The sequence below is a fragment of the Streptomyces sp. NPDC056503 genome (assembly GCF_042794995.1).
Classification (GTDB): Bacteria; Actinomycetota; Actinomycetes; order Streptomycetales; family Streptomycetaceae; genus Streptomyces.
In genome coordinates this window covers 95609-108952 of the sequence record NZ_JBHTST010000002.1, presented here as the reverse complement: position 1 = coordinate 108952, position 13344 = coordinate 95609, and the positions used below count along the sequence as shown (strand labels likewise).

Here is a 13344-nt window from a genome sequence, read left to right as displayed (position 1 = left end):
GGGGCCGAACGGGCGCTGTCATCTCGCTGTTATGCGCCCCGGCCTAGCCTGGTCACGGGAGCTCGGGGCGCGGCCCCGGGACGAGGCGGAAGAAGGGAGCGGGCGGATGACATGGGGTCCGTCACGACGGCTCAGGGGCCTGACCGCCCGGCTCGGACCGCGTGGGGGGACCGCCCGCGCCCGCTTCACCGCCCTGTACGTCACCCTCTTCCTGCTGTCCGGAGCGGCGGCCCTCGCCCTCGCCGCCGTGGTGGCCTCCGCCGGATCGAGGGAGAGCGAGGCCGCGCCCGGCGGCGGCGGACGGCCCGCCACGGCGGCGCAGGCCCAGGCCCGCGTCGGCGAGCTGGAACGGCGGCTGGCCGAGGCGCACGACACCCGGTCCCAGCAGATCCTCCTCGGGTCCGCCATCGCGCTCGGCGTCATGACGGTGGTCTCGGTCGGCCTCGGCTGGTTCGTCGCCGGCCGCGTGCTGCGCCCGTTGCGCGTGATGACGGAGGCCACCCGCCGGATCACCGCCGACAGTCTGCACGAACGCCTGGCGGTCGCCGGCCCCGGCGACGAGGTGAAGGACCTCGCCGACACCATCGACGACCTCCTCGGTCGCCTGGAAGGCTCCTTCGACGCCCAGCGCCTCTTCGTCGCCAACGCCTCCCACGAGCTGCGCACCCCGCTCACCACGATGCGCGCCTCGCTCGACGTGGCCCTCGCCAAGCCGGGCCCGGTGGCCGAGACCACGGCCACCCTGGCGGCCAGGATCCGCGGTGGACTCGACCAGGTGGACCGGCTGCTGGAGGGCTTCCTCGTCCTGGCACGCACCCAGCACGGCGGGTTCGCCGACTCGGAGCGACTCGCCCCGGGCCGGCTCGCGCGGACGGCGCTGGCCGGACGGGCCGGGGACGTCGACGCCAAGGGCCTGACGGTGCGCGAGGGGACGATCGACGACGCCGCGTGGGTGTGGGGCAGCCGGACCCTGCTGCGCAGGGTCGTCGACAACGTGATCGACAACGCGATCACGCACAACGAGCCCGGGGGCTGGATCACCGTCGCGGTACGGGCGGAAGGAGGCGAGGGGGACGAGGGGGGCGGTTCCGTCTCCCTGGTCGTGGAGTCCGGCGGCCCCCTCCTCGACCCGGCGCGGGTGGCCGAGCTCGCGCGGCCCTTCCGCCGCCTCGCCGCCGACCGTACGGGCGGCGGCCGGGGCAGCGGCCTCGGACTCTCCATCGTCGCGGCCGTCACCGAGGCCCACCACGGTACGTTGGACCTGCGTGCCCGCCGTGACGGCGGCCTGCGCGTCACCATCACCCTCCCCCGCCGGGCCGACGGTCCGGCAGCGGGCCCCGGCACGGAGACGGACGTGACACGGTGAGAGTCCTGGTGGTCGAGGACGCCCGCGACCTGGCCGAGGTCGTCGCCGAGGGACTGCGCGACCAGGGCATGGCCGTGGACGTGGCCCACGACGGCCTTGAGGCCGCGGCCAAGCTGAACGTCAACGCGTACGAGGTCGTCGTGCTCGACCGGGACCTGCCGGGCATCCACGGCGACGTCCTCTGCGGGATGATCACCGAGCGGGACGACCGCGTGATGGTCCTCATGCTGACCGCCGCCGACTCGCCCGGTGACCGGGTCAGCGGTCTGACCCTCGGCGCCGACGACTACCTCGCCAAGCCCTTCCACTTCCCCGAACTCGTCCTGCGGATCCGGTCCCTGGCCCGCCGCCGCCCCGCGGCCCGCTCCCGCGTCCTGCGCGCGGCGGACGTCGAACTCGACCCGACGCGCCGCGCCGCCACCCGCGCCGGTCGCCGACTCGACCTGTCGGTAAAGGAGTTCGCGGTCCTCGAAGCGCTCCTGACCGCGAGCCCCGCCTTCCTCAGCACGGAGGAGCTCCTCGAACAGGTCTGGGACGAGCACGCCGACCCGTTCACCAACACGGTCACGGTGACCATCAGTCGACTGCGCCGCAAACTCGGCGAACCCCCGGTCATCGCGACCACCCCCGGCGTCGGCTACCGGATCACCGGCCCGGCCGCCCCGCCCCGCCCCTGAGCGGGTCGGGGCGGCCGGGCCCGGGGCCGGCGACGCGCCGACCCCGGGCGTCACCGGTCAGGGGGCGAACCGCCGTCGGCTCAGGCCGCGTCCGGCCCGACGTCGGCCGTCGTCAGCGGCGCGCGGACCGGCGCGAGGGTGGAGTACTCGTCGGCGCCGACGTCCCGGGCGGCGGCGCGCGCGTGCCCGTCGGCGTCCTCGGCGAGGGCCAGCGCGGTGTAGGTGGCCGCGTCGACGGCCGGGCTGCCGGCGGTGAGACGGCTGACGCCGTCGGCGTCCTTCCGGAGCCGGGGGTCGACGCGGCGGAAGCCGCCGGACGGGATGGTGCCGTTGGAGGCCGAGCCCCAGAGGATGTTGCCCTGCCAGGTGAAGCCGCTGGTGGCGCCGAGGTCGACCAGGCTGCCGCTGGAGGCGACGAGGATGTTGTCGGCGACGACGACGTCACGGGGCTCGTGGGCCCGGCTCTCGCCGGAGATCGTCGCGGAGTTGCCGACGAGCGTGTTGTGCGCGATGACGGCCCGGTCGCAGGCGTCGTTCCCGCGCCGCTCCTCGGTGCTCTCGCCGGCGTGGTGGTCCCGGGTGGTGCCGCTGCCGATGACGATGCCGCGCGAGGTCGTACCGGAGATGTGGTTGTTCACGACGAGGTGGTCGTTGCCGTACAGGCGGACGCCGTTCTCGCCGCCGAGGACGTGGTTGCCCGCCACCGTACCGGCGTTGCCGTGGCGCAGGACGATGCCGCCCTTGCCGTCCCGGAGGGTGTTGTAGCGGATGGTGTTGCCGGAGGACTTGACCGAGATCGCCTCGGGGTCGCCGTCGCAGCGCTCGAAGAGGTTGTACTCCACGACGGCGTCCGCGGTGGACAGGGCGCGGTGGCTGACGCCGAGGCGGATCGCCTCGCCGCCGTTGGCGCCGGTGTAGGAGTGGTCGGCGAAGTAGTTGCGGAAGATGTGGGTCCGCTGGGCCATGGCGGTGGTCCCGGGCCCGTCGACGACGAGGAAGATGCCCTGCGAGCTCCGGTGGTGGAAGGAGTTGCGGTCGATCTTGGCGTCGTCGCCGCGCACCGTCACCCAGTCGAGCCCGGCGGTGTCGGCGAGCTTGAAGTCGTTGCGCGTCAGCCGGATGCGGGAGCAGTCGGCGGGGATGGCGAACGTGCTCGTCTGCCGGAAGGCGAAGCCGCTGATCGTGATGTTGCCGGAGCCCGAGAGCAGGAACCCGACCGGCCCGTTGAGCACGGCGCCACCGCGGCTCGCCGACACGATGGTGATCGGCGCCGCGGTCGTGCCCTGCTTGCCCGTGATCCGGATGCCGGCCGAGGGGACGGTGTAGGTGCCGTCCGCGAGGACGATCCGGTCGCCGGGCACGGCGGCGTCGATCGCGCTCTGGAGCGCCGCGATGCCGCTGACGTTCACGGTCCCGGCCGCCGCGGCCGTCCCCTGCGCCGGCGTGGAGAAGGACACCGCCGCAGCGGCCGAGCCCATCAGGCTCCCCTTGAGAAACGTACGTCGTCGCATGATGCCTCCTGGTGTGGTCCACCCCACCTTCACCGCACCCCCTGCCGTCTCGCTGACGCGGCGCTAACGCCGGTCGGCCGGACGGCCGCAGGCCCGATCCCGCGCCCCCGCCGTGCCCGATGCCGCGCCCCCGTCCGCGCCCGATCCCGTTCCCCGCCGGCACCCGCGCCCGCGCCCCCGTCCGTGCCCGGGCGGCCCGGCGGCGTTGTCGGTGGCCGGGGCTAGTGTGCCGACGTATGAAGACCGATTCTCCGCACGACCACCCCTTCCCCGAAGCGCTGCCGGAAGCCCTCCTCAAGGACCTGGGAAGCGACGACCCGGCGCGCGCCGAGGCCGCCGCCGAGGAGTTGACGGCGCGGGCCGGGAGCGTGGTGCCGGCCCTGCTGGCCGGGGCCGTCGGGGTGCGGGCGTCGTCCGGGCTCAAGCCCTACCTGCGGGCCCTGGGGCTGATCGGGCCGCCCGCCTTCGACGCGCTGGTGGCGGCATGGCGGCGCGAGGAGGTGACGGACTGGCTGGCGGGACGGCTGCTCACGGCGTTCGACGAACGCTGCGCGGACCGGTACGCGCAGTTGGCGGCCTCTCCGCGCTACGGCACCTCCGGCGACGGGTTCTCGGGGCTCCTGCGGCTGGGTACCGACTCCGAGGCCGGGCTGCGGGCGCTCGTGGAGTGTTACGCGCGCGGCCGCACCGTCCCGTACCGGGCGGACGACTACGCCCGCGCCCTGCACGACTCCTTCCGGCCCCGGCTGCGCGCCCTGCGCCGCGACCCGGACGCGCCGCCGCGCGTCCGGCGGGGCGCGATGGCGGCCCTGGTCGCGGGCGGCGGGACCGACGCGCTCGACGACCGCGACCGCGCCGCGATCGAGCGGCTGATCCGGGTGAAGATCCCGCACGAGACCCCTACCACCCCCTCCAACGTGCTCAGCGGCTGGTGGATGGCCGTGCCGGCGGCCTCGTACGAGGGGCTCTTCGACGCCCTGGACCTGCACGACCGGCGCCCCGTGACCTGTGCGGCGGGCATCGCCGCGTCCGAGGGACGGCAGGTCCGGGTGCCCGCAGGGGAGGAGGGAGGCCACGCCCGGTCCGTGGGCCGGGTCTTCGTCACCCCGGAACTGAACGGCTGGCGCCTCGTCTTCGGCGACTACGACCTCCTCGTCGGCGACGACTGGGACGACATGGTCGACACGGTGGAACGGCTCAGCGCGCACTGTGGCCAGGCCCAGTTCTTCTTCCTGGACGACGCCGGCGGCTCCGACGTGTGGATGGCTGCCGAGAACGGCCGGGTGATCCGCCGGTTCGCCGCCGAGAGCGACCCCGAATGGGAGGGCGACCCGCTGCCCTGGGAGACCCTCGCGGTCGACGAACCCGACTTCGACCCGGAGTACGACGACACCCCGCCCGACGCGGGCACCCTGGGCGCCCGTTCCGCCTGCGCCCACCTCTCGGTCGACCCGAACGAGGTCGGCCCGGACACCGAGGTCCGCGGCCACGGCTGGCTGGCCCTCACCGCACCGGACGTCGGCCACGGCGCCTTCCCGGGGCGGCTGCCCCTCTGACGGCCCCTGGAGACCTCCGCCTCAGGACGTCGGGTCCCAGAGCCCGCCGGCCTCGCCGCGCGCCAGGTGGTCGGCGTAGACACCCACCTTCCAGGCGATGACGGACCGGCACTCCTCCAGCGCCCGGATCCGGGCGTCGACGCGCCGCTGGTGGGCGTCGAGGAGGCGGAGGCGCTCCGCCTCGTTGCCCTGACCGCACCGCACCAGCGCGGCGAACCGCTTCAACTCGGCGAGGGGCACGCCGGATTCGCGCCCGACGCGCCCATGGACGACGGCGGCGTCAGGGAGTACGCCGTCGACGCCGAGGAGGCCGCCCGGCTCTGGGACGTCTCCCTGGCGGCGACCGGAGCCACTCCGATCGGCGCCTGAGCGCCCGGGCCGGCGTCGTCTGCCGGGAACGCCCGCCTGCCGAGCGTCCCTGTCGGATTCCTGCCGGACGACGGGGCTCGTCTCTGGTTGGCTGGGGGCCATGACCAGCAGCCACGGAGCCTCGCTCTTCCGTTCCCTCCACACCTCCGCCCGTCCGCTCGCGCTCGCGAACGCCTGGGACGTCGCCAGCGCCCTGATCGTCGAGGCCGCGGGTGCCCCCGCGATCGCCACGACCAGTGCCGGCGTCGCCTGGTCGCTCGGCGCCCCCGATGGCGACCGCGTCTCCCGGGACCTCGCGGTGGACGCCGTCGCCCGCGTCGCGGCGGCGGTCACCGTGCCCGTGAGCGCCGACATCGAGGGAGGCCACGGCCAGAGCCCCGCCGAGGTCGCCGACACCGTCACCCGCGTCCTGGAAGCCGGTGCCGTGGGCATCAACATCGAGGACGGCACCCGCCCGCCGGGCATCCTCGCCGCCCGGCTGGAGGCCGTCCGCGCCGCCGCCGACCGGGCGGGCGCCGACCTCTTCGTCAACGCCCGCGTCGACACGTACCTGCTCGGCCTGGGCGACCCCGCCGGCCGCCTGGGGGACACGCTGGCGCGGGCCCGCTCGTACGTCGACGCCGGGGCGGACGGCATCTTCGTCCCCGGCGTCACCGACCCCGAGCTGATCAAGGCCCTGGCCGACGCCCTGACCGTCCCCCTCAACGTCCTGGCCGGCCCCGGCGCCCCGCCGGTGGTCGAGCTGGGCGCCCTCGGCGTGGCCCGCGTCAGCCTCGGTTCGAGCGTCGTCCAGTCCGCCTACGCGGCGGCGCGGCACGCGGCGCGCGAACTGTACGGCGCGGGCACGTACGAATCCCTCCAGGGCGCACTGGACTACCCGGAACTCAACGACCTCTTCGCCAAGACCGGTTGACGGGGCACGGGCGGTACGGCCCGGCTCGGAGGGGCGGCGGGAGCGGCGCCGGCCCGCCGCGGAATGCGGACGCGGGAACCCGGTCATCGGATGGACCGACGATCGCCCCGATATGCTTCCTCGTCCCGGTGACCAGGAAGGAACCCCGTATGAGCAGCGCCGCCCACCCGTTCCCCGCTCGGATCGAGCTGACCGGAGAAGGGCTCGTCCTGCGTGACTGGACGGAGGCCGACCTCTCCGCGATGCCGGACCTGTTCGAGGATCCCGACGTCGCCTACTGGACGCCGATCGTCTCGCCCTTCGACGAGAAGGCCGCCACCGCGAGGCTGGAGCGGGCCCGGACGCTCCGGTCCGAGGGCACGACCATCCTGCTCGCGATCACCGTCGACGGCGGCGCGCCGCTCGGCGAGGTGATGCTGCGGCGCCTCCCGGACGGCGTGGAGCTCGGCTACGCCGTCGGCCCGGCCCACCGCGGGCAGGGCCTTGCCGGCCGCGCGGTGCGGATCATGGCCGGCTACGCCTTCGAGCAGCTCGGCGTGGAGCGGGTGGTCCTGGAACTGGAGGCCGAGAACGCCGCCAGCATGGCCGTGGCCACCAAGGCGGGCTTCACCCTGCTCGACGTCCCCCTGATCGAGGGGGAGGAGAAGGGCCGCCCCTTCGTGCTCCAGACGTGGGGACTCTCCCGGAGCCCCGAGGCCTCCTAGGGTGCGGGGGAGCCGTCGCCAGGGTGGCGGGACGGCTCTTCCTCCCGACGACACGGCGCTCGACAGGCTGGACGCGTACCTGGAGGCGCTCTGGGACGGGGCCTGCGGGCGGACCGGCGAAGTGCCGGGGTGCCGCGCAGGGGAGGGAGCGCCGGACGAGCGCGCGTCCGGCGACCCGACGTCCGCCACGCTCTCCCCGCGTACCCCTTCGACCCTCCGGCCGCGTCCGGCCTCCCCGCCCGCCTGTACCCCGTGGGGGCGGACGCGGCGGCCGGCGCGCTCGCCGTCATGGCCGAGGAATGGCAGGGGGAGCCCGCGCCGGTCCGGACGCGCCCGGACCGCGAGGGCGTCCTGGCGGACGCCCGGACCCTGCTCGACCGGTACGGTCCCGACGCGCGGTACTGGACCAACGCGGCCGCGGCCGCCGGAGACGCCGGCCCGGACTTCGTCGCCGCGGGGCTCGCGGGCACCCGGTTCCACCGCTTCGTCACGGGCGCGTACGTCGACGGCCTGGACCTCTTCGACGACCTGGGCCTGATCGCGGTGAGCGCCGACGAGGTGGGCGTCTTCTGGTCGTTCGGCGCGTCCTGACGGCGCCCGCCCGGGCCGTACGCCCCGAGGCGTGGCGAAAACACGTCGACAGCGGCCGTACGGATCGGAGAGGCTTCGGGCGATGACCAGAATCGATGACACACCGCCCGCGTGGGACGAGCGCACCCAGCTCGCCACGTTCCTCGACTACGCGCGGGACACCGCCCTCGCCAAGTGCGAGGGGGTCTCCGCGGAGAACGCGCGCAAGGCGCTCCTCCCCGGTTCGCCGCTCATGACCATGAACGGTCTGATCAACCACCTTCGCTGGGTCGAGTACTACTGGTTCCAGGTCGTCTTCCTGGGCGAGGAGGACGAGGGCCCCTGGACCGAGGACGACCCCGACCGCGAGATGCGCGTCGCGGTCGACTTCCCGCTCCCGCGACTGCTCGACGAGTACGCCGAACACAGCGCCCGCTACCGCGAACTGGCCGCCGCGCACCCCCTGGACACCAAGGCCAAGCGCGCCGTCCGCGACGGCGTCCACGTCGACCTGCGCTGGATCCTCCTCCACCTCACCGAGGAGACGGCCCGCCACAACGGCCACCTGGACATCCTGCGGGAGATGCTCGACGGCACGACCGGCTAGGCCGGGACGGCAGCCGGAGTGCCGTGGTGAGGGCCGTGCCCTACCAGCGGTTGCGCGCCTCCTCGGCCCAGCCGACCAGGCCGTCGAGGCTGATCTCCGTGCCGTCGTCGGCGGCGGCGCGACCGGTGAACCGGCCGAAGCACTGGTGGGTCTCGTTCGCCACGACGACCAGGTCGGTCCGGGCGGCCTTCTCGTGGAACGGGTGGAAGCGCGCGTCCACCCGTTCGCCGGTGATGTGCCAGGGGCGCAGCCAGTCGGACCGGTCGTAGCTCCACCGGAGCTCCTCGCCGATCTTGTGCAGGCGGCCGTCCAGGAACAGCGCGTTCTCCGTGACGCCCGTCCCCTCGGTCCACTTCCCGCCGAGCTGGACGGCTCGCCCGGGGGCCGCGCCGGCGGCCCAGTTCCAGGTGACCGCGTAGGGCCACTTGCCGCGGCCGTGGTCCAGTACGGCGAAGGAGTCCGGCCCGCCCACCTCGTACGTCCGGCCGCGCAGCTCCAGAGTGCCGCGGACCGGGCGGCCCACGTCCTTGACCGTGTACTGGAACCGCCGGCCGCTCCACGGCACGACCACGCCGAGCGACTCGTGGTCAGGGGGGTACGGCACCTCGACGTCGAGCCGCACGTCCTTCGCCGCCGCGTGGATCGTCGTGCCGTCCGGGCGCTGCCGGATCAGGACCGTCAGGCCGGAGCCGCGGGCCGTGACCTCCCCCTCGCCGCTGCGCGCGGGGAAGCGGGCGCCACGGGCCAGCGGCACCACGACGTCGGTGGCGGTCTCGCGGCCGGTGGCGCGCTCCAGCACGTAGACACCGTGCACGCCCGCGTAGTCGAGCGAGGAGGCGACGAGGCCGACGATGTGGTCCGGCGTGACGATGCCCCAGTACTCCCAGCGCTTGGTCCGGCCCCAGCCGCGCAGGTTGGCGGAGTGGAGGGGGCGCCGGGTCCAGCCGACGGCGGCCGGGTTCAGCCGTCCTCCGGGAAGGCACAGGTCCACGGGGGAGGTCAGTTCCGGCTCGTGTGTCATCCGCGCAGGATAGGCCCGCGGTCGCGGGACCGCCGCCCCTGCCGCCGTTCCCTCCCCTGTCCCGACCCTCGCCCCTGTTCCGGCCCTCGCCCCGTCCCCGTCCCCGCCCTCGCCCTCACCCTCGCCCCGAGAGCTGACTGTTCGTCAGTTCTGTGCGATGCTCCGCGCATGACCGCAGCCAACCGGCCTCCCGGCCCCTCCGGTCCCGCACCCGACGCGCTCGCCCCGGCCCGCCTCGGGCCCGTACGGCTGCGCAACAGGGTGATCAAGGCGGCGACGTTCGAGGGACTCACGCCCGACGCCCTGGTGACCGACGGGCTCATCGAGTACCACCGCCGGCCCGCCGCCGGGGGAGTGGCGATGAGCACGGTCGCGTACTGCGCCGTCGCACCCGAAGGCCGCACCCAGCGCGCGCAGTTGTGGATGCGCGACGACGTGCTGCCCGGCCTGCGCCGGCTCACCGCCGCCGTCCACGGGGAGGGCGCCGCCGTCTCCCTCCAGCTCGGGCACGCCGGGCCGGTGGCCGACGCCCGGTCGAACCGGCTGCCCTCCCTCTCCCCGACGGGCGGATTCAACCCGGTCAGCCTGCGCCGCGACCGGGCCGCCACGGCGGAGGACCTCGACCGGGTGGTCAGGGCCCACGCGTCGGCGGCCCGGCTCGCCGTGGCGGCCGGGGCCGACGCGGTGGAGCTCCACCTCGGCCACAACTACCTGGCCAGCGCCTTCCTCAGCCCCCGGCTCAACCGGCGGACCGACGGCTACGGCGGCCCGCTGCGCAACCGCGCGCGCCTCGCCCTGGCCCTCGCCCGCGCCGTGCGCGAGGAGGTCGGGGACCGGATCGCGATCACCGCGAAGCTGAACATGACCGACGGCGTGCGCGGCGGCCTCTCCCCGGACGACAGCCTCCAGGTCGCGCGCTGGCTGGAGGAGGAGGGCTCGGTGGACGCGCTCGCCCTGACCGCCGGCAGCTCGCTGCTCAACCCGATGTACCTGTTCCGCGGCGACGCCCCCCTCAAGGAGTTCGCGGCCCGGTTCCCGCTGCCGCAGCGCCTCGGGCTGCGCACGGTCGGCCGCTCGTTCCTGCGGGCGTACCCCTACGAGCCGCTGTACCTGCTGGAGGAGGCCCGGAGCTTCCGCGAGGCGCTCGCGCTGCCGCTGATCCTCCTCGGCGGGGTCACCGACCGGGAGGGGATGGACCGGGCCATGGCCGAGGGCTTCGAGTTCGTCGCCATGGCCCGGGCCCTGCTGCGCGAGCCCGACCTGGTCCGCCGCCTCGGCGACGCACCGGAGACCCGCTCGCTCTGCATCCACTGCAACCGCTGCATGCCCACCATCTACACCGGCACCCACTGCCCGGTCCTCGGCCCCGGCCCCGCCCACGACCCCGCCCCGGGCCCCGGCCGGCCGGCCCGGTGAGCGCGTCCGCCACCGCGCGGGGTCAGTCGGGAAGCAGGACCGTGACGAGGAGCCCGCCGGCCGGCCGGGCGACGAGGTCCAGGGTGCCGCCGTGGGCGCGGACGACGCTCTGCACGAGCGCGAGGCCGAGTCCGACGCCGGCGTGTTCGTCGGTCCGGACGCGGTCCGTGCCACGCCGGAAGGGCTCGGTCAGGGTCGGTACGAGCTCCGCCGGGAGCACGGGCCCCGTGTTCTCGACCCGCACCACGCCCGCGCCGTCCCGCGCCTCCGTGTGGACCGTCACCGTGCCGCCGGCGGGCAGGTTGTGGACGATCGCGTTCTGGACGAGGTTCGTCATCATCCGCAGCAGGAGCTCCGCCGAGCCGCCGGTCCGCGTCGCGCCGCCCGTGACGTCGAGCGCGACCCCGCGCTGCTCGGCCAGGGGAAGCAGGGTCTCGGCGGCCTCCTCCGCGACGAGGGAGAGGTCGACCGGCTCACGGGCGAAACCCCCGCGGTCGCTGCGGCTCAGCAGCAGCAGGGCCTCCGTGAGGTCGATCGCCCGCGCGTTGACGACCCGGAGGCGTTCGATGAGCTCGTCCCGGTCCCGCGCGGGGTCCTCGCGGGCGACGTCCAGCAGCGCCTGCGAGATGGCCAGCGGTGTCCGCAGCTCGTGCGAGGCGTTCGCGGCGAACCGCCGCTGCTCGCCGACGTGCGACTCCAGCCGCCCGAGCATCGTGTCGAAGGCGTCGGCGAGTTCACGGAACTCGTCCTGGCGCCCCTCCATCCGGATCCGGTGCGACAGCGATCCGCTCCCCGCCGTCCGCGCCGCGGCCGTGATCCGGTCGAGCGGCGCGAGCATCCGGCCGGCCAGGAACCAGCCCCCGACGAGCCCGAACACGAGCAGGAAGGCCATCGCCACGCCCGCGGCGGGGAAGAAGGTCCGCACCAGGAGGTAGCGGTTGGGCGAGACCCCGAGCAGCCCCTGGTCCTTGTCGGGTACGTACCGCAGCAGGTACCCCCACACCACGGCCAGCAGCAGACCACCGGCGACGGCGAGGAACCCGGCGTAGCTGAGCGTCAGCTTCAGCCGGACGCTGACCCCCGGACGCCTAGGCATGCGCGCGACCGGCACCCTCGGGCGCGCCGGGCCCGGCGTCGATGCGGTACCCGACACCCGGCACCGTGGCGATGACCCACGGTTCGCCGAGCCGCTTGCGCAGGGCCGAGACCGTGATGCGCACCGCGTTGGTGAACGGGTCGGCGTTCTCGTCCCAGGCCCGCGCCAGCAGCTCCTCGGCGCTGACGACCCCGCCCTCCGCGGCGACGAGGACCTCCAGGACCGCGAACTGCTTGCGGGTGAGCGCCACGTACCGCCCGTCGCGGAAGACCTCCCGGCGGAAGGGGTCCACCCGCAGCCCCGCGATCTCACGGACCGGCGGCCGGGTGTACGCCCGCCTGCGGTCGAGCGCGCGCAGGCGCACGACGAGCTCCCGCAGCTCGAACGGCTTGGTCAGGTAGTCGTCGGCACCGAGGGCGAACCCGGACTCCTTGTCGTCGATCCGGTCCGCGGCCGTCAGCATGAGGATCGGGATGCCGCTGCCGGAGGCCACGATGCGCCGCGCGACCTCGTCACCGGACGGTCCGGGGACGTCCCGGTCGAGGACCGCCAGGTCGTAGGAGTGGAGGCGGAGCAGCTCCAGGGCGGTGTCCCCGTCGCCGGCGATGTCGGCGGCGATCGCCTCCAGCCGGAGCCCGTCCCGGACGGCCTCGGCGAGGTACGGCTCGTCCTCCACGATCAGTACGCGCATGCCCGCAGCCTAAGCAACGCGGGTCGCCTCCGGTGTGAGCGAGGCCGCGGCCGCGGACCCGCCCGTACGCGCCCGCCACCAGCGGCGCGACGCCAGCCCGGCCAGTACGGCTCCGGTGGCGTTGACCAGGACGTCGTCCACGGACGACACCCGGTCCAGCCGCAGCACGTACTGCGCGGTCTCCACCAGCGCCGAGCACCCCGCCCCCAGGGCCAGGATCCGCGGCAGGGAGGTCAGCGCGGCGAACCGGACCGGGGCGAAGAACCCGAGCGAGGCGAAGACCAGGAGGTTGCCGACGATGCCGAGCGGCCCCATCACGACCAGGTCCCGCAGCGGCACCAGGCTCACCCGGGGCGGTACGACACCGGCCCCACCGCCCGGGATCATCGTCATCCACAGGAACGGCAGGGTCCCGTGCACCATGCCCACCTCGGCCAGCGACAGCCGCCACGCCGACGCGACCCCCGCCGCCCGCCGACGCCAGGCCAGCCCCCACGCCACCAGCACGGCGGCCGGCAGCGTGACCAGCGTCATGAGCACCACGCCGTTGAACGTCCCGAAGCACCCCTGCCACCGCCCGGACAGGCACATCGGCGCGGACATCAGGAGCGGCCCCCGCACGACGAACAAGCCGCCCGCCGACGCGAGGACGGCGAGGCAGAGAAGGACGATCCTGCGTGTGTCGCTGTACATGTCGCCCAGGGAACACGGCGGGCGGTTGCGGCGGCGTATGCGATTTCCGATACACGGGCGATACACGGCGTGCGCCCCGCCGTGCCGAGCGGGAGCGTCCCGTGCTTCGGCGTGCGCCTCCCCGCGGCCTTCGGATGCTGGAAGGCTGAGCCCG

Annotated in this window: 13 protein-coding genes and 1 pseudogene; 8 read left to right on the top strand and 6 right to left on the bottom strand. The window is 74.8% G+C overall.

The window, feature by feature from the left end:
- Positions 1–106: 106 nt before the first annotated feature.
- Both ACFQ8C_RS01160 and ACFQ8C_RS01155 read left to right on the top strand, forming a co-directional pair.
- Entirely contained in the window at positions 107–1366 is a 1260-nt protein-coding gene (locus ACFQ8C_RS01160; protein ID WP_383450846.1) for an ATP-binding protein, read from the top strand.
- Positions 1363–2043 carry a response regulator transcription factor gene (locus tag ACFQ8C_RS01155; RefSeq protein ID WP_383450844.1) on the top strand — a complete coding sequence of 227 codons (681 nt, stop codon included), beginning with the start codon at positions 1363–1365 and terminating at the stop codon, positions 2041–2043. The genes ACFQ8C_RS01160 and ACFQ8C_RS01155 overlap by 4 nt, the downstream gene beginning before the upstream one ends.
- 80 nt (positions 2044–2123) lie before the next feature.
- Here ACFQ8C_RS01155 and ACFQ8C_RS01150 read toward each other — a convergent pair whose 3' ends face one another.
- Positions 2124–3554: a polysaccharide lyase 6 family protein gene (locus ACFQ8C_RS01150; protein WP_383450841.1), complete on the bottom strand. Its 1431-nt coding sequence runs from the start codon at positions 3552–3554 to the stop codon at positions 2124–2126.
- Positions 3555–3790: 236 nt separating this feature from the next.
- On the opposite strand from ACFQ8C_RS01150, the gene ACFQ8C_RS01145 reads away from it, so the two are divergent.
- The gene (locus ACFQ8C_RS01145; RefSeq protein ID WP_383450838.1) at positions 3791–5110 is read left to right on the top strand and encodes a hypothetical protein; all 1320 of its coding nucleotides are present in this window, start codon (positions 3791–3793) and stop codon (positions 5108–5110) included.
- 21 nt (positions 5111–5131) lie between these two features.
- On the opposite strand, the pseudogene ACFQ8C_RS01140 reads toward ACFQ8C_RS01145, so the two are convergent.
- A pseudogene (locus ACFQ8C_RS01140) lies at positions 5132–5362 on the bottom strand (MerR family DNA-binding protein); the annotation flags it as partial.
- Positions 5363–5579: 217 nt separating this feature from the next.
- Between ACFQ8C_RS01140 and ACFQ8C_RS01135 the strand changes: the two are divergent.
- From ACFQ8C_RS01135 to ACFQ8C_RS01120, 4 genes are all read left to right on the top strand, one after another.
- Positions 5580–6392: an isocitrate lyase/phosphoenolpyruvate mutase family protein gene (locus ACFQ8C_RS01135; protein ID WP_383450835.1), complete on the top strand. Its 813-nt coding sequence runs from the start codon at positions 5580–5582 to the stop codon at positions 6390–6392.
- A 149-nt stretch (positions 6393–6541) separates the two neighbouring features.
- On the top strand, positions 6542–7096 hold the full coding sequence (locus ACFQ8C_RS01130; protein WP_383450832.1) for a GNAT family N-acetyltransferase: 555 nt from the start codon (positions 6542–6544) through the stop codon (positions 7094–7096).
- 252 nt (positions 7097–7348) lie between these two features.
- Positions 7349–7687: a hypothetical protein gene (locus ACFQ8C_RS01125; protein WP_383450830.1), complete on the top strand. Its 339-nt coding sequence runs from the start codon at positions 7349–7351 to the stop codon at positions 7685–7687.
- Positions 7688–7769: 82 nt separating this feature from the next.
- Entirely contained in the window at positions 7770–8273 is a 504-nt protein-coding gene (locus tag ACFQ8C_RS01120; RefSeq protein WP_383450827.1) for a DinB family protein, read from the top strand.
- Between the two features lie 40 nt (positions 8274–8313).
- On the opposite strand, the gene ACFQ8C_RS01115 is transcribed toward ACFQ8C_RS01120, so the two are convergent.
- The gene (locus tag ACFQ8C_RS01115) at positions 8314–9294 is read right to left on the bottom strand and encodes a DUF2804 domain-containing protein (protein ID WP_383450825.1); all 981 of its coding nucleotides are present in this window, start codon (positions 9292–9294) and stop codon (positions 8314–8316) included.
- 168 nt (positions 9295–9462) lie between these two features.
- Between ACFQ8C_RS01115 and ACFQ8C_RS01110 the strand changes: the two genes are divergently transcribed.
- The gene (locus ACFQ8C_RS01110) at positions 9463–10710 is read left to right on the top strand and encodes an NADH:flavin oxidoreductase (RefSeq protein WP_383450823.1); all 1248 of its coding nucleotides are present in this window, start codon (positions 9463–9465) and stop codon (positions 10708–10710) included.
- A gap of 22 nt (positions 10711–10732) precedes the next feature.
- On the opposite strand, the gene ACFQ8C_RS01105 is transcribed toward ACFQ8C_RS01110, so the two are convergent.
- Genes ACFQ8C_RS01105 through ACFQ8C_RS01095 form a run of 3 tightly spaced genes read right to left on the bottom strand, consistent with a single transcriptional unit; the run spans position 10733 to position 13190 of the window.
- The gene (locus ACFQ8C_RS01105) at positions 10733–11806 is read right to left on the bottom strand and encodes a sensor histidine kinase (RefSeq protein ID WP_383450820.1); all 1074 of its coding nucleotides are present in this window, start codon (positions 11804–11806) and stop codon (positions 10733–10735) included.
- Positions 11799–12497: a response regulator transcription factor gene (locus ACFQ8C_RS01100; RefSeq protein WP_383450817.1), complete on the bottom strand. Its 699-nt coding sequence runs from the start codon at positions 12495–12497 to the stop codon at positions 11799–11801. The genes ACFQ8C_RS01105 and ACFQ8C_RS01100 overlap by 8 nt, the downstream gene beginning before the upstream one ends.
- A 9-nt stretch (positions 12498–12506) precedes the next feature.
- The gene (locus ACFQ8C_RS01095; RefSeq protein ID WP_383450814.1) at positions 12507–13190 is read right to left on the bottom strand and encodes a VanZ family protein; all 684 of its coding nucleotides are present in this window, start codon (positions 13188–13190) and stop codon (positions 12507–12509) included.
- Between the last annotated feature and the right edge of the window lie 154 nt (positions 13191–13344).

Excerpts from the sequence above, each read along its gene's own strand:
- ACFQ8C_RS01105 (WP_383450820.1), bottom strand. The coding sequence starts at position 11,806 with ATGCCTAGGCGTCCGGGGGTCAGCGTCCGGCTGAAGCTGACGCTCAGC.
- ACFQ8C_RS01095 (WP_383450814.1), bottom strand. The coding sequence starts at position 13,190 with ATGTACAGCGACACACGCAGGATCGTCCTTCTCTGCCTCGCCGTCCTC.
- ACFQ8C_RS01160 (WP_383450846.1), top strand. The coding sequence starts at position 107 with ATGACATGGGGTCCGTCACGACGGCTCAGGGGCCTGACCGCCCGGCTC.
- ACFQ8C_RS01145 (WP_383450838.1), top strand. The coding sequence starts at position 3,791 with ATGAAGACCGATTCTCCGCACGACCACCCCTTCCCCGAAGCGCTGCCG.
- ACFQ8C_RS01130 (WP_383450832.1), top strand. The coding sequence starts at position 6,542 with ATGAGCAGCGCCGCCCACCCGTTCCCCGCTCGGATCGAGCTGACCGGA.
- ACFQ8C_RS01120 (WP_383450827.1), top strand. The coding sequence starts at position 7,770 with ATGACCAGAATCGATGACACACCGCCCGCGTGGGACGAGCGCACCCAG.
- ACFQ8C_RS01115 (WP_383450825.1), bottom strand. The coding sequence starts at position 9,294 with ATGACACACGAGCCGGAACTGACCTCCCCCGTGGACCTGTGCCTTCCC.
- ACFQ8C_RS01135 (WP_383450835.1), top strand. The coding sequence starts at position 5,580 with ATGACCAGCAGCCACGGAGCCTCGCTCTTCCGTTCCCTCCACACCTCC.
- ACFQ8C_RS01100 (WP_383450817.1), bottom strand. The coding sequence starts at position 12,497 with ATGCGCGTACTGATCGTGGAGGACGAGCCGTACCTCGCCGAGGCCGTC.
- ACFQ8C_RS01150 (WP_383450841.1), bottom strand. The coding sequence starts at position 3,554 with ATGCGACGACGTACGTTTCTCAAGGGGAGCCTGATGGGCTCGGCCGCT.
- ACFQ8C_RS01110 (WP_383450823.1), top strand. The coding sequence starts at position 9,463 with ATGACCGCAGCCAACCGGCCTCCCGGCCCCTCCGGTCCCGCACCCGAC.